At 66.2% G+C, this 19562-nt stretch carries 16 protein-coding genes; 5 read left to right on the top strand and 11 right to left on the bottom strand.

What is annotated here, in order from left to right; translation table 11 throughout:
* Positions 1-251 precede the first annotated feature (251 nt).
* Both GQB00_RS11510 and GQB00_RS11505 read right to left on the bottom strand, forming a co-directional pair.
* On the bottom strand, positions 252-2537 hold the full coding sequence (locus tag GQB00_RS11510; protein WP_165856607.1) for an ATP-dependent DNA helicase: 2286 nt from the start codon (positions 2535-2537) through the stop codon (positions 252-254).
* Positions 2537-4207, bottom strand: a complete 1671-nt coding sequence (locus tag GQB00_RS11505) for a VRR-NUC domain-containing protein (RefSeq protein ID WP_165856314.1) — start codon at positions 4205-4207, stop codon at positions 2537-2539. Before GQB00_RS11505 ends, GQB00_RS11510 begins: the two co-directional genes overlap by 1 nt.
* A gap of 268 nt (positions 4208-4475) precedes the next feature.
* Here GQB00_RS11505 and GQB00_RS11500 point away from each other — a divergent pair, with 268 nt between their 5' ends.
* Positions 4476-6044: a BCCT family transporter gene (locus GQB00_RS11500; protein ID WP_165856313.1), complete on the top strand. Its 1569-nt coding sequence runs from the start codon at positions 4476-4478 to the stop codon at positions 6042-6044.
* Positions 6045-6102: 58 nt separating this feature from the next.
* Here the strand turns inward: GQB00_RS11500 and GQB00_RS11495 are convergent, their stop codons facing one another.
* Positions 6103-7515, bottom strand: coding sequence for an alanine/glycine:cation symporter family protein (locus GQB00_RS11495; RefSeq protein ID WP_111493596.1), 1413 nt, complete (start codon positions 7513-7515; stop codon positions 6103-6105).
* Between the two features lie 229 nt (positions 7516-7744).
* Between GQB00_RS11495 and GQB00_RS11490 the strand changes: the two genes are divergently transcribed.
* Positions 7745-8149, top strand: a complete 405-nt coding sequence (locus GQB00_RS11490) for a gamma-glutamylcyclotransferase family protein (RefSeq protein WP_165856312.1) — start codon at positions 7745-7747, stop codon at positions 8147-8149.
* On the opposite strand, the gene GQB00_RS11485 is transcribed toward GQB00_RS11490, so the two are convergent.
* The 8 genes from GQB00_RS11485 to GQB00_RS11450 form a co-directional block, all read right to left on the bottom strand.
* Positions 8146-8487 carry a DUF805 domain-containing protein gene (locus tag GQB00_RS11485; protein ID WP_165856311.1) on the bottom strand — a complete coding sequence of 114 codons (342 nt, stop codon included), beginning with the start codon at positions 8485-8487 and terminating at the stop codon, positions 8146-8148. The genes GQB00_RS11490 and GQB00_RS11485 overlap by 4 nt on opposite strands.
* Before the next feature lie 96 nt (positions 8488-8583).
* Positions 8584-9402 carry a nitrilase-related carbon-nitrogen hydrolase gene (locus GQB00_RS11480; protein ID WP_111493600.1) on the bottom strand — a complete coding sequence of 273 codons (819 nt, stop codon included), beginning with the start codon at positions 9400-9402 and terminating at the stop codon, positions 8584-8586.
* Positions 9403-9600: 198 nt separating this feature from the next.
* The gene (locus GQB00_RS11475; RefSeq protein ID WP_165856310.1) at positions 9601-10929 is read right to left on the bottom strand and encodes an MmgE/PrpD family protein; all 1329 of its coding nucleotides are present in this window, start codon (positions 10927-10929) and stop codon (positions 9601-9603) included.
* 64 nt (positions 10930-10993) lie between these two features.
* A complete protein-coding gene (locus GQB00_RS11470; protein WP_165856309.1) occupies positions 10994-11875 on the bottom strand; it encodes a glycine betaine ABC transporter substrate-binding protein in 882 nt (293 codons plus the stop codon).
* 79 nt (positions 11876-11954) lie between these two features.
* A complete protein-coding gene (locus GQB00_RS11465) occupies positions 11955-12686 on the bottom strand; it encodes an ABC transporter permease (protein ID WP_111493605.1) in 732 nt (243 codons plus the stop codon).
* 3 nt (positions 12687-12689) lie between these two features.
* On the bottom strand, positions 12690-13874 hold the full coding sequence (locus GQB00_RS11460) for an ABC transporter ATP-binding protein (protein WP_165856308.1): 1185 nt from the start codon (positions 13872-13874) through the stop codon (positions 12690-12692).
* A gap of 37 nt (positions 13875-13911) precedes the next feature.
* A complete protein-coding gene (locus tag GQB00_RS11455; protein WP_204355787.1) occupies positions 13912-14547 on the bottom strand; it encodes an ABC transporter permease in 636 nt (211 codons plus the stop codon).
* Between the two features lie 357 nt (positions 14548-14904).
* Positions 14905-15762: a LysR family transcriptional regulator gene (locus GQB00_RS11450; protein ID WP_111493609.1), complete on the bottom strand. Its 858-nt coding sequence runs from the start codon at positions 15760-15762 to the stop codon at positions 14905-14907.
* Between the two features lie 104 nt (positions 15763-15866).
* On the opposite strand from GQB00_RS11450, the gene GQB00_RS11445 reads away from it, so the two are divergent.
* The 3 genes from GQB00_RS11445 to GQB00_RS11435 are packed head-to-tail and all read left to right on the top strand — an operon-like array spanning position 15867 to position 19554.
* Positions 15867-16748 carry a hypothetical protein gene (locus GQB00_RS11445; protein ID WP_165856307.1) on the top strand — a complete coding sequence of 294 codons (882 nt, stop codon included), beginning with the start codon at positions 15867-15869 and terminating at the stop codon, positions 16746-16748.
* Positions 16749-16766: 18 nt separating this feature from the next.
* The gene (locus tag GQB00_RS11440; protein ID WP_165856306.1) at positions 16767-18041 is read left to right on the top strand and encodes a M24 family metallopeptidase; all 1275 of its coding nucleotides are present in this window, start codon (positions 16767-16769) and stop codon (positions 18039-18041) included.
* 19 nt (positions 18042-18060) lie between these two features.
* On the top strand, positions 18061-19554 hold the full coding sequence (locus GQB00_RS11435) for a CoA-acylating methylmalonate-semialdehyde dehydrogenase (RefSeq protein ID WP_165856305.1): 1494 nt from the start codon (positions 18061-18063) through the stop codon (positions 19552-19554).
* Positions 19555-19562: the final 8 nt, after the last annotated feature.

Raw genomic sequence — 19562 nt, 5'->3', positions numbered from 1 at the left:
AAAGCGTAGGCAATGGTTGCCCGCTCCCCTCGTTGGCGAATGGGCCAGGGATTCCCGGCATGGTTATGCGATGCAATTGTCAGGCCGCGATGTTACTGCGTGACGACAGCCTGCTGCTTCTGGTCTCCCGCAAAACGCCGGAGCGCGGGGCCCCGTGGGGAGTCACGAACGGCCGTGGATGCGCCGCGATGGGGCGCGCTGACCGTCCGATAATGGCAACCCAGTCTAAAGCATCCACCGTCGGAGTTGAGTTACATCCGCGCAAGGCTGCCTTCATGTTTCGGCGTGTCGTCATCGGCGAACCACCAGTCCGGCAGCAGGCGTCGAATGGCCGGTTGCGCGAAGCGGTCGTCGATCAGCCAGAGGGTGCCGGTGTCTTGCGGCGTGCGGATGACGCGACCGGCGGCCTGGGTCACTTTCTGCAGGCCCGGGTAGAGGTAGGTGTAGTCGTAGCCGGCGCCGAAACGGGCGTCCAGTCGCTGGCGCAGGACGTCGTGCCAGGGATCGAACGGCGGCAGGCCGAGGGTGGCGACGAAGGCGCCGATCAGGCGGGTGCCGGGTAGGTCGATGCCTTCGCCGAAGGCGCCCCCCAACACCGCAAATCCGACCCCCTGGCCGTCCTCGGTGAAACGCTCGACGAACCCGGCCCGCTCCGCCTGGCTCATGCCGCCGTGCTGGTGCCAGACGGGAATATCCGGCGCCTCGCGCTGCAGCCGCGCGCGGACCGCCTCCAGGTAGGTGAAGCTGCTGAAGTAGGCCAGGTAATTGCCGGGCTGGCGCCGGTACTGGCTGGCGATCAGCTCGGCAATCGGCCCCAGGGACGCCTCGCGGTGGGCGCGCCGGGTGCTGATGCGGTCGGCGAAGTGGATCTGCAACTGGCCACTGTGGAAGGGGCTGGGCACGGACTGCCAGGCCGTCTCCGGCGGCAGGCCCAGCAGGTCGCGGTGGTAGATTCCCGGCGACAGGGTGGCGGAGAACAGCAGGCTGCTGTCGGCGGCTTCGAAGCGCGGCCTGAGAAAGTCCGCCGGCACCAGGTTCTGGATTGCCAGTTCGGCCCGGCCGCGGCCGCCGCGGTGGTATTCGCACAGGGAGTGGTCGCCGAACGATTCCGCCAGACGGCTGAAGGCAAGGCAGTCGAACATGAGCTCCTGCAGGGCCAGGTCCGGCGGGTGGTCGGTGAGGTAATCGGTGATCGCCGAGACCAGCCCGTTGAGGCCGCCCAGCAGCGCTTTGGGCAGTGTGTCCAGAAACACGGGCCGGTCATCGTCGCTGCCGTACTCGCGGGCCAGCGTCTGCCATTGCCGGGCCAGCCGGTTGATGGGGCCTTTCAGGCTGGCCGGGGCCTGCTTCCTGGCCTGCAGCAGCCGCGACTGACGCAGCGATACCGAGTACATGCCCCGGGCGCGGTCGATCAGGTTGTGGGCTTCGTCTACGAGCAGGCTGACGCGCCAGTCGTTCTGCCGGGTCAGGCCATGCAGCAGGGCGTGCTGGTCGAACATCCGGTTGACGTCCGCCACCACCACATCGCTCCAGCGGGCCATCTCCTGGGCCAGGAAATAGGGACACAGACCGTGCTCGGCGGCGATGTCGCGCAGCGCTTCCCGGGTCAACGGGCCGGGGTGGTCGACCGCGGCCTGGCGGGCGGCGGGCAGGCGGTCGAAAAAGCCCCGGGCCAGCGGGCAATCCTCGCCGTGGCAGGCCTTGTCCGGGTGTTCGCAGGCGTGGTCCTTGGCGCTCAGTTCCAGGATGCGCAGGGGCACGGCGCCGTCCTGGGCGTCGGCCAGCCGTTGCAGGCCGTCCAGCGCCAGGTCGCGGCCGGGATTGCGGGTGGTCAGGTAGAACAGACGATCCTGCCCGGCCCGGGGCAGCGCCATCAGGGCCGGATAGAGCGTGCCCAGGGTCTTGCCCAGGCCGGTCGGCGCCTGCAGCAGCAACGAGCGCTGGCGCAGGCTGCTGCGGTAGACCGTCTCCGCCAGGGGGCGCTGACCACGCCGGAAATCCGGGAAGGGAAAGCGCAGGTTGGCCAGCGCCGCATCCCGCTCGCGCCGGTGCGCCGCTTCCTGCTGGGCCCAGGCGCGGTAGGCCTGGCACAGGTCGGTCAGCTCCTGCCACAGGCTGTCGGCGCTGGCGGATTCGCGCACCACGATTTCCCGGTCGCGGCCGATGTCGTAGTAGACCAGGGCCAGCTCGACGCTGTCCCGGCCGCTGGCCTGGCAGTGCAGGGCGCCGTAGGCCCGCAGCTGCGCCCGGTGCAGGGCGCGCTGGTCCGGCGACAGGCGTTCCAGGTCACCGCGATGGGTCTTGATCTCCTCCAGCCGGTTGGCCAGCGGCTCGTAGCCGTCGGCGCGACCGCGCAGGGACAGGCCCGCGCACTCGCCGCTCAGCGGAACTTCCGCCTGGTATTGCGGCCCGCGCCGCGCCTGGACCCGGGCGTGTCCGGCGATGCCGTCCTCGGCGGACGGTGCCGGAGTGTAGCGGTGATCCAGGTCGCCACGGCGGGCGGCGAACTCGCACAGGGTGCGCACGGCAATCGGCATCACTCGGCCTCCGACCAGCGCACGTAGCACACCGATACCGGGAGGCCGTGTTCCAGGCAGAACTCCAGCCAGCGGATCTGGTGGTCCTGCAGGCGATCGCCCGGGCCTTTCACCTCAATCATCTCGTAGGTGGTGTCGTCTGGCACGAACCGGATCAGGTCGGGCAGGCCGCTGCGGTGTTCGCGCAGGTCCCGCAACAGGCGTTGGAACAGCAACTTCAGGTGCGCGGCCGGGATGCACGCCAGGGCCATCTCCAGCACCGGTTCCGTCAGCACTGGCCAGTGCACGAAGGCGGACGAGAGGCCTTGCTTGGCACGCCAGTTGTCACGGATGCGGTCCTTGTAGTCGCCGCCGTCGAGTGCGGCCAGGCAATCGTCGAAAAGGGCCTGGCGGCGCTGCACGAAATCTTCCCGGTGCAGGTCCGCCGGCGCCAGGTGGAACGGGTGGAAAAAGGCGCCGGGCAGTGGCGCGAACAGCGCCGGCCAGCACAGCAGGCCGAACAGGCCGTTGATCAGGGTGTTCTCCACGTAGCAGACCGGCGCCCGCTCCTGGCTGAGGTGCTCCAGGGCGGCCCACTCCACCGACATGGCCTCGGGCTTTGGCAGCACCAGCGTCTGCTCCGGAATCGGCGGCCGCCGGGGCGCCAGCGGTGGCGTCTGGTCGAGCTTTTTGGCCAGTCGTTTGAGCAGGCGCTCCAGGCCCCGGGCTTCGCCGTCGCCGCGCGGGTCGTCGACGGCGTCACGCGCAACGGCCCAGGCTTCCTCCGGCCGCTTGAGCCGTTCCAGCAATCGCAGCTGCCGCAGCCGCGCCTCGCGATGCCCGCTCTCGCCCCAGGCCCGCAGGGCCAGCTCGGCTTCGCCGCTGCGGTCGGCCTGGCGTCCCAGCTCCATCAGCAGTCGCCCGCGCCGGCTCTCCAGCCAGGGGTTGGCGTTGCGCGGTGGGACGTCCGGCCAGATGGTGTCGGGCGACTCGCCGGCTTCCAGGCGGTCGCGGCAGGCCTGCATGGCCAGGTAGCGGTCCACGTCGTCGCGGCTCTGGAAAGCCCGGGAATCGGGCGTGAACGGCACCGTCTCATAGCGGTGATGGCCCAGTTCCACCAGCACGAAGTCCGGCCAGCTCTGGCGCAGGTTTCCGAAAAACATCAGGCGGATACGATCGAACAGCGCCATGTGGTGCAGGGCCACGAGGCGATCATCGGTCTGCGGCCACCAGTGCGAGAAACGCCGTGGTTCCGGCGTCAGTTCCCGGCAATGGGCGAGCATGGCCTTCTTGCTGGCGGAGCGGGGCAGGGGGCTCTCGGCCAGCCAGGCGCCCAGGGCGTTGCGGCACTCGGCGACGGTCAGGGCGTCGAACAGCGCTTCGATGTCCAGCTCCGGGTCGTTTTCCACCCAGCCGGCTGCGGCCAGCGCGTCCAGCGCCTCATCCACCGGGGCGCCCAGTTCGGGGTAGTTGAGCTTGCTCTGGCGGAAGCGTTCGCCGCTGCGCATCACCAGCCGCACCAGCAGCGCGCGGGCCGGCTGGGGCAGGTCGAGCAGGCGGTCGATGAGGGCGCGCTCGTCGGACGTGAGCAGGTCACCGTGGTGTTCGCGCACCCAGCGCACCACGGTCTCGAAGTTCTTCAGGTAGTAGAGCGGATCATCCAGCGATGCGGTGGCGATGGGACGGTTCATGACGCTCCGACAGGTTGGTTCCGGGCGGACAGTTTAAAGCCTGGGGCGGATGTGTCCCAGTGTTCACCGCCGGGTACAAGCGCGACGTCACCGTGCCGCGTTGATGAAATGAAACGGCTCAGGACTGGATGCTCCAGCCAGAAGCGAATGGACAGCCTTGCCTGCGCCGCCGCTTTGGCGGTGCTCTCGGGTACAACGGATGGCGTAACCCATCGCCTTCCTGTACGGTGCGCGACCCTTTCCATTCCTCAAGTATTCAAATTTCCCTATGTCTAATTCTTCGAATGTCGCCCTGGAACAGGCGCAATCCCGTTCCAACCGACTGGGCGACCCGCTGGTGGCGGCCCTGACCATGACCTTTATCGTCGCTTTCGTGGCCCTGTCCCTGGTGGATTCCGAAACCATGACCGCCTGGATCGGCGCCGGCTTTGCCTGGACCGCCAAAACCATGGGCAGCTTCTTCCAGCTGCTGTTGCTGCTGACCTTCTTCATTGCCCTGGGCGTGGCCTTCACCCGCAGCGGCGAGGCGCGCATCGGTAACCGGTCAACGCCGGAAATCGGCACCTTCCGCTGGTTGTCGATGATCCTGTGTACCCTGCTGGCCGGGGGCGGCGTGTTCTTTGCCGCCGGCGAGCCGATCTACCACTTCGTGGTGTCGCCGCCGTCGTTCAGCGCGGAAGCGGCGACGGCCGATGCCGTGGCGCCGGCGCTGGCGCAATCGTTCATGCACTGGGGCTTCCTGGCCTGGGCGGTGCTGGGTTCGCTGACCGCGCTGGTGCTGGCCTACGCCCACTACGGCCAGGGCAAGCCGCTGCAGCCGCGCACCCTGCTGTACCCAGTGTTTGGCGAGAAAGCCGTCAGCGGCTGGCTGGGCAGCGTGATCGACGCGGTCTGTGTGATTGCGGTGGTGGCCGGTACGGTCGGCCCGATCGGCTTCCTGGCCACCCAGATGAGCTTCGGCCTGCATGAACTGTTCGGCCTGCCGGACGGTTTCGGCACCCAGCTGGTGATCCTCGCGATCCTGGCGGCGGTGTACATGACCTCCGCCCTGACCGGCCTGCACAAGGGCATCCAGCTGCTGAGCCGGTTCAACGTGGTGCTGGCGCTGATCATCGCCGGCGTGATCGTCGTCTTCGGCCCGACCCTGTTCCTGGTGGACACCTACCTGCAGTCCATGGGCGAGTACGTGTCGTCTTTCTTCACCATGGCCACGCAGACCTCCCAGACCGCACCGGCCTGGTGGATGAAGTGGTGGACGGTGTTCTTCTTCGCCTGGTTCATCGGTTATACGCCGCTGATGGCGATCTTCGTGGCGCGCATTTCCCGCGGCCGCACCGTGCGCCAGATGGTGCTGTGCGTGTCGGTGCTGGCGCCGATTGCCACCACCATCTGGTTCACCCTGCTGGGCGGTACCGGCATCTACCACCAGCTGGCCGGCACCTTCGACCTGACCGAGGCGCTGAACAGCTTCCAGTTCGATGTGGCGACTCTCACCGTGGCCCAGGCCCTGCCGGGCGGCTCGTTCATGGCGGCGGCGATCCTGCTGCTGACCACCATTTTCGTGGCCACCACCGGCGACTCCATGAGCTACGCCATCGCCATGGTCGGCGCCGGCCACGACGAACCCAGCCCGGGTACGCGGGTGTTCTGGGGCGGCGCGATGTCCGTGATGGCGGCGATGCTGCTGTACATGGGCGCCGGCCAGATCGGCGTGTTGCAGCAGTTCATCGTGCTCACGGCGATTCCCGTGTCCCTGGTGATCCTGCCGTCCCTGTGGACTGGCCCCAAGGCCGCGGCTGCCATGGCAAGGCAGCAGGGGATTATCGGCTCGGACTGAGTATGAAAAAGCCGCCCGATGGGCGGCTTTTTTGTGGGCGTGAGTTCGACTTGGCCGATCAGCGCCAGATGGTGTGGTCGATCTTCTCGGCCAGTTCCGGATACTCCTGCGCCTTGAAGTGCGGCACCTTGCCGTCCTTGCGTTGGGCCAGGTAATCCTTGGTCAGTTTCACCACCGTGCCGGAGAGAAGGACGATGGCGATCAGGTTGATGGTGGCCATCAGGCCCATGGACGCGTCGGCGGCGTTGAATACCGTGATCACCGCCTCGTAACTGCCCCAGACCACCATGCCCAGCGCCGCCAGGCGCAGCAGGGTCAATCCCAGCGTACTGCCGCCCCCGAGGTAGATCAGGGCGTTCTCGGCGTAGGTGTAGTTGGCGACTATGGAGGTGAAGGCGAAGAACAGGATCGCGATGGCGATGAAGTAGGCGCCGAAGGCACCGAAGTGCACTTGCAGCGCGTCCTGGGTCAGCTTGGTACCGGTAATGCCGGAACCCGGTTCGAGGACGCCGGACAGCAGGATCATCACCGCGGTGGCCGTGCACACGATCAGGGTGTCGATGAACACGCCGAAGGCCTGCACCAGACCCTGGGAAGACGGGTGATGCGGGGCCGGTGTGGCGGTGGCGGCGATGTTCGGCGCCGAGCCCATGCCCGCCTCGTTGGAGAACAGCCCCCGCTTGATGCCGTTGAGCATGGCCGCGGTCACCGAACCGGCGACGCCGCCGGCGGCCTCGGAAATACCGAAAGCGCTCTTGACGATGGTGGCCAGCACACCCGGCACTTCGGTGATGTTCATGGCGATGACCACCAGCGCTGCCAGCACGTACAGTCCCGCCATAAACGGCACCACGAATTCGGCGAAACGCACGATCGAGCGCAGCCCGCCGAAGATGACGATGCCGGCGAAAAAGGCCACGGCGACCCCCACCCAGAGCTTGGGGATGTGGAAAGCGCCCTGCATGGCGTCGGCGATGGAGTTGGCCTGCACCGCGTTGAACACCAGCCCGAAGGACAGGATCAGGCACACCGCGAAGATGCCACCGGCCCAGGGCGCCTTGAGCCCCTTGGCCATGTAGACAGCCGGCCCGCCGCGATACTGACCCTTGCCGTCGCGCACCTTGTAGAGCTGGGCCAGGGTGCTCTCGGCGTAGCCGGTGGCCATGCCGACCAGCGCCACCATCCACATCCAGAAGATGGCGCCGGCGCCGCCGAGGTACAGCGCCACGGCGACACCCGCCAGGTTGCCGGTGCCGACCCGCGACGCCAGGCTGGTGCACAGGGCCTGGAACGGCGAGATACCGTGCACGTCGCTTTCGCGGGAGCCGCGGATGGCGCGGATCATTTCGTTGAAGTGACGGAACTGCAGCAGTCCCAGCCGGAGGGTAAAGAACACGCCCACGGCCAGCAGACCGTAGACGAGCACGTAGCCCCAGAGTATGGAATTCAGGAAGTCGACAATGGCTGTCATGAAAGGTCCCCAGCGGCGGTGCCGCGATCCGGTGAAAAAGGCCAACCCGGCGGAGCGGGTCGAAAAAGCGCGCGAGTCTAACACTCACCTCAGGATTTCGCCGATAGACGATCGTGGGCTACATCAAGACCCGACAGGGGATGGGAAAAGAATCGCGTCCATCCTGGACAAACTATCCGAGGTACTGCGAATGTCTTTCGTTTCAGGATAGACAAAACCGGTAAGGATGATGACATCAGAGCATGACTTCGGCGGCAATGACCGCGTTCGTCCCCATCGCGTGGCGGTGTACGGCACGCTCAAGCGCGGCGGCAGCAATCACCGCTACCTGCGCGGCGCCCGGTTTCTGGGTCGAACGCGGCTGCAGAGCATTGCCCTGTACGATCTGGGTGCCTATCCCGGCGCGCGGCTGGAAGCCTCCGCAGGCGTGGATGTGGAAGTCTACGCGGTAAATGACGCCGGCCTGCGCCGGGTCGACTGGCTGGAGGAATACCGGCCCGAGGCTCCGGCGCGCGGCACCTACGACCGCCGCTGGCTGGCAACGCCTCTCGGCCCCGCCTGGGTCTACCTGTACAACCCTCCGGTGAGAGGCCGGCGGCGCATTACCCGGGGCGGCTGGTCCGCCCGCCGCTAGGTGCCCGCCAGTGCTGGTCCGTAGCGGTTTTCCCCTTCGCCCGGGCGTGCCAGCATCAGCGCCAGCACGATCCAGCCAATCACGATCACGAACATCAACAACTGCCACCAGCCGGAGCGACCGATGTCGTGCAGGCGACGGGCGCCCAGGCTGATGCTCGGGACCAGAACAACCACGCTGAACACGGTTGAGAGAATGAACGAGCCCATGGCCAGATCGATCACGTTGGCGGCCAGGGATATCAGGAAATAGACCAGGAAAAACATCCAGTACTGGCGCCGGGTGGCGCGGCCGGAAAAATCGGCGTAGCGGCGGAAACCGTCGATGAATTCGTCCATCGGTGCCCCTATTCAGGTGAACAACATTCAGGCAGTGAAGACGAAGCCTATCAGCCGGTCGGAGCCTCGTCCGGCCGGGACTGGATCGAGATCATGTCAGCGCGGGAAGCGGGTGGCGTCGCGGTGCGTGGGCAACTCGAACCGGGCGCGGGCGATGTCGGTGCGGCGTAGGGTGGCGTGGATCAACTGCTCGCCGTCCTCCGCGGCCGCCAGGATCTGACCGCGTGCACCGACGATACGCGAGCCGCCCCAGAAGTGGCTTTCGCCCTCCGGCCCGTAGCGATTCGCCATCACGATGGGCGTGCCGTAGGTCATGGCGTAGAAACTCAGGTTCAGGGCCCAGTTGTCCTCGTTGGAGAAGGACTCGCTGACGATGCCGGAGGCCGAATTGATCGGCGCGCACAGCAGCGACGGCCGCTGCATCATCGCCTCGTGCACCAGCCCCGGATGCCAGAGGTCGGCGCAGATCAGGTAGCTGGCGGGCCAGCCTTCCACCACCGGGCACAGGGTGGTGGCGTCGGCGGGGGAGAACCATTTGCCTTCCTCCAGGCCGCCATAGGTGGGCAGGTTGATCTTGCGGTGGACCGCCTGGACCTCCCCGTGCTGCAGGATGGCCAGGGCGTTGTAGTATTCGCCCGGGCTGACTTCTTCCACGAAACCCACCACCGTCTGCATCTCGCCCGCGGCCCGCGCCAGCTCCAGGAGATGAGCGTCCGTCGCGGGCATAGCGACGTCCACCACCCTCTGGCGCAGGCTGTAGCCGGTCAGCGACAGTTCCGGGAACACCAGCAGTTCCAGGCCAGCGGCGCGGCCCTGTTCAATCAGGCGCTGGTGGGTGTCGAGGTTCCGGGCCACGTCGCCCAGGACGCTGTTGATCTGGGCGGCCCCGACGTGCAGGGCGTCCTGGTGGTGCATAATGGGTCTCCGGCAATGCTCGTATTTAGGGAGCCGCTGAAAAAGTCGATTTTGCGGCGAATCGCGGCGTTGCGCTTCATCCACAGTCTGAATTTTTTCAGAGGCTCCTCAGGCGCGATGATGCCAGTCAAAGTGAAGCAGGTTAAGGAGTCATTCCAGGGATTTTTCAGGACAATGTAGCCGAAGCGGGCGCCCCATTCACGCCGTTCCCGCCTTCCCGGGGACAACCAGCTTATCCAGCAAATCCGTCACCGGTCGCTCGTCCAGCGTGTCGATCACCGTTTCCAGTTCCGCCGTGGCCTCGGCGCCCAGCACGGGGCTGGCCAGGGCGCGGTACTTGGTGCGGATCTCCTCGTCGCTCAGCGGCGTGTGCGGATCACCGCGGGCTTCCATGGCGTCGCTGTGCCAGGCACGGCCATCGTCCAGCACCAGCGTGGCGTGGGCCCAGCGGCGAGCCGGGAAGGCCTCGTTGAAGGCGTCCGACTCGGTGATGACCACCCGTTGGGCCAGTCGGGTGATCAGTGGGTCGCCCAACGCGCGGGTGACGCTGTCCGTATCGACGGTGCCCCGCACCAGCGCGCAGGCGACCGACCAGGGCAGGCTGTACTGGGCCTGCTCGGTATCCGCCGGTGCCCGGGTGTGGAGTCGTTTGGCCTCGTGAAAGGTCTCGATCTCGATGCACGCGATCCGCGCCGGGTCGATGCCCTGCGGGCGGATCGACAGTGCCGCTTCCGCGGCTGGCTGCGCCCAGCGGCAGACCGGGTAGGCCTTGAAGTACTGCTCGTAGAGGTACCAGCGTTCGCCGAGATCCGCCCAGATGGGCGCCAGCGCCGGATCGGTGACCGTCAGCGTGGGCGCGCCGCTGAAGCCGTCGGCGGCCAGCAGCGCGGCGGACACCCCGGCCAGGGCGCCCCAGCCGGAGCCGTCCTTGAGCATGGTGGGGTGGTCGATGCAGCGCATCATCTGGCTGCGCGGGCCGTAGAACTCGGCGATGCCCAGCGCGTGGTGCAGGGTGTCGCGATCCGAACCCAGCAGGCGCGAGCAGACCGCCGCCACGGCCAGCCCGTTCCAGGCCCCGGAGGTGTGGTAGTCGTCCGCCGAGGCGTGCAGGGCGATGCCGGCGCGGGTCGCTACTTCGTAACCCAGCACCAGCAGGCCCAGGAACGCGCGCCCGGACAGGGCGTTGACCTCCGGCAGCGCGAGCAGGCCCGGCAGCACCGCCACGCCCACGTGCCCCTTGGTCAGCACCTGGCCGTCATGGGCGTCCAGGGCGTCGATCAGCCAGGCGCCGTGCAATGCCACACCGGCCGGGGAGGTCCGGCCGTCGGCGAACAGCAGCGGGCGCTCGCCGCCGTACTGGCTCAGTGTGAAGCGGCGCGCCTTGTCCGCCAGGGGTGTCGCGGTGGCACCGGCGGCCACGCCGACGAGGTCGAGCAGGCAGCGCTTGGCGTGGGCCATCGCGTCCGGTTCCAACTGGTCCGGGGTGAAGGACTGGATCCAGTCGAGGGGCTGCAGGTTGGAGGTCATGGGACGATCCGGAGGGGCGGGAAAGTGGATGCCGGGCCTAGTGCGGCCCGGCGAGCGGGATGGATTACAGCAGGTTGTTCTCTTTCAGGAACGACTCGGCCACCTTCTCGATGGTTTGCTTCTCCACGTCGACCTGGGCGTTCAGGCCGGCCATGGTGTCGTCGTTCAGCAGGGCGGACAGCTGGTTCATCTGCGCCGCCAGTTCCGGATTGGCGTCCAGCGTCTCCTGACGCACGACCGGGGTCAGGGCGTAGGCCGGGAAGTAACCCTTGTCGTCTTCCAGCACGCGGAAATTGAACGCCTGGATGCGGCCGTCGGTGGCGAATACCAGGCCGACTTCCACCTGGCCGTCACGCAGGGCCGGGTAGACGAGGCCGGAATCCATGCGCTTGATCTGCGGGCGGGCAAAGCGGAAATCGTATTCCTGCTGCAGGGGGCGCAGGCCGTCTTCGCGGGCGTAGAACTCGGCGTTGCAGGCGAAGGTCAGATCGTCGCTGTCGTTCACGGCGGCGGCCAGGTCGCTGATGGTCTCGATGCCGCGCTCGGCCGCGTCGTCTTCACGCATGGCCAGGGCGTAGGTGTTGTTGGCGTCGGACGGCTCCAGCCACACCAGACCTTTCTCGCCGTCCAGTTCCTTGACGGTGCTGTAGGTCTCTTCCGGGGACAGGCGCTCGGTGATGTCGTTGTAGTTGATCAGCGAGGTGCCGGTGTATTCCCAATAAAGGTCGATCTGGCCGTTTTCCTGGGCCTGGCGCAGCACGGCGGAGCCCATGCCGGCGCGTTTGTCGACGTCGTAGCCCAGGCCGTCCAGATACTGGGCGGTCATGCTCGCCAGCAGTTGTTGCTCGGTGAAGTTCTTGCCGCCCACCACGACGTCGTCGGCGGCGGCCACGGTGGATGCCGCGGCCAGGACCATGGCCATTACGGGTTTGATGAATCGTTTCATGAGCCTTGCCTCTTCTGTGTTTTTTGATGTGTCCGGCAGCGCCGGATGGGTTCTGGATGCGTTTTCGGTTCGGTTTGCCTCAGGCGCGGGACGGGTTCACTTCCCGCGGTACGATCAGGAACGCTGCCAGGGCGACCAAAGCGTCCACCACAATGGCGAGCAGCGCCGTGGGAATGGCCCCGGCCAGCATCATCACCGGGTCGTACAGGTCGATGCCGGTGAAGATCAGTTCGCCCAGACCGCCAGCGCCGATCAGGAATGCCAGCGGCACGGTGCCCACGTTCAGGGTCAGCGCGGTGCGAATGCCGGCGAAAATGACGTAGAGGGCGTTGGGCAGCTCCACCTTGATCAGCCGCTGCAGCGGCGACATGCCGATGCCCGCGGCGGCCTCGATCAGCGCCGGCGACACGTCCTTGAGGCCGGCGTAGGTGTTGCGGGTGATCGGCAGCAGGGTGGCCACGAACAGGCCGAACACGGCCGGCAGCGTGCCGATGCCCAGGAAGCTCATGGACAGCGCCAGCACCGCCAGGGTGGGGATGGTGGTGCCCACGTTCAGACCCTGCATCAGGGTTTCGGCGTAGCGGTCCATGGCCGGTCGCGACAGCACGATGCCCAGCGGAATGGCGATCAGGATGGCCAGCCCGCCGGAGATGGCCGTCAGCCACAGGTGCTGCTTGGCCAGGTATTCCACGTCCGGCAGGTAATAAAGGAAGTCATCCAGCACACCGCTGGACTGGGCCCAGACGCCGGCGGCGAAGATGGCGACCAGCAGCGCGAACCGGCCGATGCCCTTGAAGTACTGTATCGGCATGGATCACTCCCCCGCCTGGTTCGCTTCCGGGGCGATGCCGGCTTCCGCCCCGGCGGTCGGCGCGCCGGCCAGCGAGCGGTAACGTGAGCCCAGGTGGCGGGTGATGGCGCGCTGGGTGATCTGGCCGCACAGGCGGCCTTCGGCGTTGACGCAGGGCATCCAGGTCATGTCGTGGGCGAACATCAGGGAGGCGACCTTGCGCAGGTCGTCGTCCAGTCCGACCACGGTGTGGATGCTCTCGTAGTGATCGCGGCAATAGCCCTGGGTGGTGCGCGCCAGGGCCTTGTCGATCAGGCCGATGGGCTGGTGCTTGTCGTTCACCATCACCACGCAGTTGAGGTAGCCGTGCTCCTCGATGCGCTTGTAGGCGGTCTCCAGGGTGTCGTCCGGGCGCACGTAGCCGATTTTCTCGCTGGCCAGCTCGTGGACCTTGACCAGGTTGAGGCGCTTCAGGGCCCGGTCCTCGCCCAGGAAGGACTCGACGAACTCGTTCTTGGGGGCGGCCAACAGCTCGTCCGGTTCGGAGTACTGCACCAGTTTGCCGGTACGGAAGATGGCGATGCGATCGCCCATCTTGATGGCTTCGTCGATGTCGTGGCTGACGAACATGATGGTTTTCTTGAGCTCTTTCTGCATGGCCAGGAACTCGTCCTGGATCACCGCCCGGTTGATCGGGTCGATGGCGCCGAACGGCTCGTCCATCAGCATCACGGGGGGATCCGCCGCCAGCGCCCGGGCCACGCCCACGCGCTGCTGCTGCCCGCCGGACAGCTCGCTGGGGTAGCGCTTGAGGAAGGTGGAGGCGTCCAGGGCGATCATGTCCATCATTTCGCGGGCGCGCTTGAGGAAGCGGGCCTTGTCCCAGCCCAGCAGCTTGGGCACAACCGTGATGTTTTCCTCGATGGTCATGTTGGGAAACAGGCCGATCTGCTGGATCACGTAGCCGATGTTGCGGCGCAGCTCCTGGGTGTTCAGGCCGCTGGTGTCCTCGCCGTTGATCAGCACCCGCCCGGAGGTGGACGGCACGATGCGGTTGATCATCTTCAGGGTGGTGGTCTTACCGCAGCCCGACGGGCCCAGCAGCACGCAGATTTCCCCCTTCGGCACCGTCATGTTGATGTGGTCGGCAGCGGTGACCGGACCTTTCGGGGTTTCGAAAATCTTGGTCAGGTTCTCGAGTTGAATCATCGAATAATCCTTGGTCGGTAAAGCGGGGCCGAACGGTTCAGACGGCGGACGTGGCAGCGCCCATGCCTTTCGGGGTGAGGCGCTTCTGGATGGCCAGCAGGCCGTAGTCGGCGATGATCGCCAGCAGGCTCACCGCGACCGCGCCGACAATGAGCTGGCGCGGGTCGGACTGGGAAATGCCGCGGCTGATAAAGGTGCCCAGGCCGCCGGCGCCGATGTAGGCGGCGATGGCCATGACGCCGATGTTCAGCACCACGGCGGTGCGGACGCCGGCCATGATGACCGGTACGGCCAGCGGGATTTCCACCATGCGCAGGCGCTGGTTGCCGCTCATGCCGATGCCCCGGGCCGCTTCGCGCAGGGCCGGGTCGACGTTGTTAATGGCGGTGTAGGTGTTGCGGATGATCGGCAGCTGCGAGTAGAGCAGTACCGCGATCACCGCCGGCACGTAACCGATGCCGTGGCCGATCATCGACAGCACCGGAATCATGATGCCGAACAGGGCAATCGACGGGATGGTCACGATGATCGACGCCACGTAGAGGACATACCGGGCGATGCGCTCGTTCTTGGTGATGGCGATACCGATGGGCACGCCGGTCACGGTCGCCAGGCCCACGGCCACGAACACCAGGGCGATGTGCTCGAGCGTCCGGGTTGTCAGCAGCCCCATATTGTCGAGCGCGTACTGGATCAGTTCCACCAGATCGGTCTCCTGCAGTCTCGGGTAATCAGCGGGCGAAGCCCCTTCAGTATAGAACGGGCGGCCAGAGTATCCGGGCACGGAGTGACGCGTCGGTTGTGCCCGGCGGAAAGCTTTTTACCCTAACAAAAGCGTCGCGTTAATACAGGCGATAGTTATTAGTAATTGAAATAAATCTGATTGCAGGATCGAATCTGTTTTCTCGGTTTTGACGGATAAATCGATTTAAAACATATATTTGATGGATATTTTACCGTCGGGCCAGAAATCGCCCATCGCTTAATTATTTTGAGATGCTATAACGGATTCGTTTAGTGGGCGAAGCAATCAGGCCGTGTCCTCCGCCTGGTGCACCACGCTGGTCAGGGTGTCGCAGAAGGCCTCGTAGGCCTCGCTGGAATGGGCCGGCGAGCGGTGGATCTCCACCTCCACGAGCCCCAGGTCCGGCAGTGCCGCCGATTCCGGCGCCACCACACACCCTTCCGGCACGCTGCGGGGCGTCTTGATGGTCATCGCCAGCCCCGACTGCACCGGCAGGTTGACGCCGGTCGGTGAGTAGCTGGTATAGCGCACGTTCCAGCGGAAGCCGGCGCGACCGAGGGCCGCCACCGCGTGGGCGCGGAAGATGCAGCCCTCCGGGTTCAGGGCCAGGGGCAGCACGTCCCAGTCGTCCAGGGTCTTGCCCCGGGCCAGGGTCCAGACCAGCGGTTCGGTGGCGATGAACTGGCCGGTGCGGGTGGGGGAGTGGCGGATCGCCAGCACCACGTCGAGCAATCCTTCCTGGAACAGATCCACCAGCCGCGAGCTCACACCGCAGGTCAGCTCCAGGCGCACGGTCGGGTACTGCCGCGCGAACTGGTCGAGGAATTCCGGCAGGTACGCCATCGCCTGCTCCTCGGTGATCCCCAGGCGAATCAGCTCCCCCTGGCGGTCGGCGCCCATCTCCTGGCGGGCCTCATCTTCCAGCTTCAGCATGTGCCGCGCGTAGGGCAGCAGGCGGCTGCCGGCGGGCGTCAGGGCGACGCTGCGGCGGGTGCGTTGCAGCAGGGTTTCCCCCATCTGATCCTCCAGGCGTTTGATCTGGAGACTGACGGCGGACTGGGTGCGGTGGAGGACTTTGGCGGCGGCGCTGAAGCCCTGACTTTCCGCGACGGCGACGAAGGTTCTGAGCAGTTGGGTATCCATCCACTTATTTTAAGTTGAAATAAAACAGATGTTAAAGATTAATTTCACTAATTTCTGGGAGGGCCATAGGGTAAAAAGACGTTTCCAACACCAAGGAGTTTCACGTGCAAGCCGAAGCAATCAGTGCGGTGTCGTCACCGCTTGATGCCCTGATCGATACCGACCGCTACCCCATCCGCAATCTGGATTCCAAGGCCGGGCAGGCCCTGCTGGCCCGCTGCCATGCCCAACTGGCCGACGATGGCTGTGTGGTACTCGATGGCTTTGTACGCCAGCAAGCCCTGGATCGCCTGGAGCGGGAAACCGAGCGCCTGTCGCCGGATGCCCACTACAACCAGACCGAGACCAACCCGTACAACTGCGATGCCGACCCGTCGCTGCCGGACTCGCACCCGAAGAATCGGTTCGACGACCGCACCAACGGCTTCGTGGCCGGCGATCGCATCGACCAGGAAACCATCGTCCGCCAGGTCTACCAGGACCCGGATTTCCAGAGCTTCATCGCGTCGGTGGTGGGCATGAAGGAAATCCACCAGTACGCCGACCCGCTGGCGGACCTTGTGATCAACGTGCTGCGCGAAGGCTGCCAGCATCCGTGGCACTACGACACCAACGAATTCATCGTCACCATGATGACTCGCCAGTCCCTCGGTGGTGGCCAGTTCCAGTATGCGCCGGGCATTCGCAGCCAGGCCGGCGAGAACTACGACGCCGTCGAGCAGGTGCTGGACGGCGACCACCGCACCGTCAAGAAGCTGGATCTCCAGCCCGGCGACCTGCAGGTGTTCTTCGGCCGCTACTCCCTGCACCGGGTCACGCCGGTGGAAGGCGAGAAAGAGCGCCACACCGTGATCTTCGCCTACGCCAAGGAGCCTGGTTTCATCGGCCGCCCGGAACGGGCCCAGCGTATCTTCGGCCGCATGGCGCCGATTCACGAACAGTTGCTGGAACAGGGCCTGACCCGCAGCGACAACCTGGCCGACTGATCCGCAGGAGATTGATCCATGAGTATCGTAGAAACCCAGCCGCTGACGGATAACGAGCCGGATTCGATTCCGGTAGTGCCGTCGGCGCCGGTCGCCAACGGCGACAGCATCCCCACCGCGTTCGACCCGAAACAGCTCCGGGCCGGCCGCCTGGCGCGCCTGCGCACCATGATGCGCGAGCAGGGCTACGCCGCGGTGATCCTGTTCGACCCATACAACCAGCGCTACGCCACCGGCTCGCGCAACATGTTCGGCTACTTCCTGCGTAATTCCACGCGCTACATCTATGTGCCGCTGGAAGGCCCGGTGATCCTGTTCGAATACCCGGGCAGCGCCCACGTCTCCATGGGCCTGGAGACCATCGACGAGTCCCGCACCTCACAGGTGGTGTGGTCGGCGGTGAACCAGCGCGACGGACTGTCCAGCGACCCGTTCGGCGTGGAAATCGCCGAGCTGGTGGCCGAGCACGGTCGCGGCAACCGCAAGGTGGGGCTGGACCGCTGCGCCCTGAACCTGGCGCGCTCCCTGGAAGCCCAGGACCTCGAAGTGTTCGACTGCATGCAGGACATCCTGCACTGCCGCCGCATCAAGACGCCGGAAGAGATCGCCTGTCTGGCCCAGTCCATGGCCGGCAGCGAGGCCGCCGTGGCGCGGGTGGAAGCGGCGATCCGTCCGGGCATCACCGAGAACGAACTGTTCGCCGAACTCTATGGCGAAGTGATCCGCCAGGGTGGCGAGTTCATCGAGACCCGGCTGCTGAACTCCGGCCCGCGCACCAACCCCTGGTTCAACGAGGCCAGCGACCGGGTGATCCGCCCGGGCGAACTGGTGGCGCTGGATACCGACACCATCGGTATCCACGGCTACTACTCCGACTTCTCCCGCACCTTCCACGTGGGCCCGGGCAAGCCGACCGGCTACCAGAAGTCGCTCTACCGCATGGCCTACGAACAGGTGCACCACAACATGGACCTGCTGGGCCCGGGGGTGGAATACCGCGAGATCGCCGAGAAGGCCTGGAAGATCCCCGAACGCTTCCTGAATCGCCGCTACCCCAGCATCATCCACGGCGTCGGCATGCACGGCGAAACCCCGCTGGTGGCGCACCACATGGACTTCGACCGCTTCTCCAAGGACGGCGTCCTGGAGCCGGGCATGGTGGTGTCCGTGGAGAGCTACATCGGCGAGGAAGGCCAGCAGGACGGCGTCAAGCTGGAGGAAGAGGTGGTCATCACCGAGACCGGTTACCAGAAGCTGTCCCGCTACCCATTCAGCGAAGCCCTGCTGGGCTGATCGACACAGGAAAGCACCCATGACGAACGTATCCCATCGCATCGCCGGTGAGCCGGTCAGCACGCCGGCCACCCTCGATGTCTTCAACCCGGCCGACGGTCAGGTGATCCGCCAGGTGGCCCTGGCCGATACCGATCTGGTCAACGACGTGATCCGCATCGCCCGCGAGGCCCAGCCGGCCTGGCAGGCCACGCCGCCGGCCAGGCGCGCCCAGGTGATGTTCCGCTTCAAGGCCCTGCTGGAGCGCGACGCCGCGGAGATCGCCCGGCTGATCAGCGAAGAACACGGCAAGACCCTCGACGACGCCCTGGGCGAGCTGCGCCGCGGCATCGAGAACGTTGAATACGCCTGCGGCGTGCCGGAGTTGCTGAAAGGCGACTACTCCCACGACGCCGGCCCGCGCATCGACAGCTTCTCCAACCACCAGCCGGTGGGCGTGGTGGCGGGCATCACCCCGTTCAACTTCCCGGCCATGGTGCCGCTGTGGATGTTCCCCATGGCCATCGCCTGCGGCAACAGCTTTATCCTAAAACCGTCCGAGCAGGTGCCGTCGACGGCGGTGAAGATGGCGGATCTGCTGCAGGAAGCCGGCCTGCCGGAAGGCGTGTTCAACGTCGTCCACGGCCAGCGCGAAGTGGTCGAGCAGCTGATCGACGCGCCCGACGTACGCGCCCTGAGCTTCGTGGGGTCCACGCCGGTCGCCCGGGCTCTCTACGAGGGCGGCACCCGCAACGGCAAGCGCGTCCAGGCCCTGGGCGGCGCCAAGAACCACGCCGTGGTGCTGCCGGACGCCAACCTGGACAACGCCGCCAACGCCCTGATCGGCGCCGCCTACGGCAGTGCCGGCGAACGCTGCATGGCGATTTCCGTGGCGGTCTGCGTGGGCGATGAAACCGCCGACGCGCTGGTGGACAAGGTCGTCGCACGGGCTCGTGACCTGAACGTTGGCCCGGGCACTGAGGACGGCATGGACATGGGTCCGCTGATCAACGCCGGCCACCGGGACAAGGTGTTCGGTTATCTGAACGCGGGCGTGGAGGCCGGCGCCGAGCTGGTGCTGGACGGCCGCGAGCACCCCATGGTGAGCCACTCCGACGGTTACTACCTCGGCCCCACGCTGTTCGACCGGGTCAAGGCGGACATGAGCATCTACACCGATGAGATCTTCGGCCCGGTGCTTTGCGTGGTGCGGGTCAGCAGCCTGGATGAGGCGATCCAGCTGATCAACGCGCACCGCTACGGCAACGGCACCTGCGTGTTCACCCAGAGCGGCGAAGCCGGCCGGGTGTTTGCCGACGCGATCGAAGTGGGCATGGTGGGCATCAACGTCCCGCTGCCGGTGCCGGCGGCCTACCACAGCTTCGGCGGCTGGAAGGAATCCCTGTTCGGTGACCTGCACGCCTACGGGCCCGACTCGGTGCGTTTCTACACCCGCCGCAAGGCCGTCACCCAGCGCTGGCCCTCCAGCGAGCATACCGACGTGGTGCGCCTCACCTTCCCGGCCAGTTCCTGATGGCCGCA

Origin of the sequence: Marinobacter sp. JSM 1782161, from assembly GCF_011421605.1 — a bacterium.
In the GTDB taxonomy this organism is placed as follows: domain Bacteria; phylum Pseudomonadota; class Gammaproteobacteria; order Pseudomonadales; family Oleiphilaceae; genus Marinobacter_A; species Marinobacter_A bohaiensis.
This window is presented reverse-complemented; position numbering and strand designations above follow the sequence as displayed.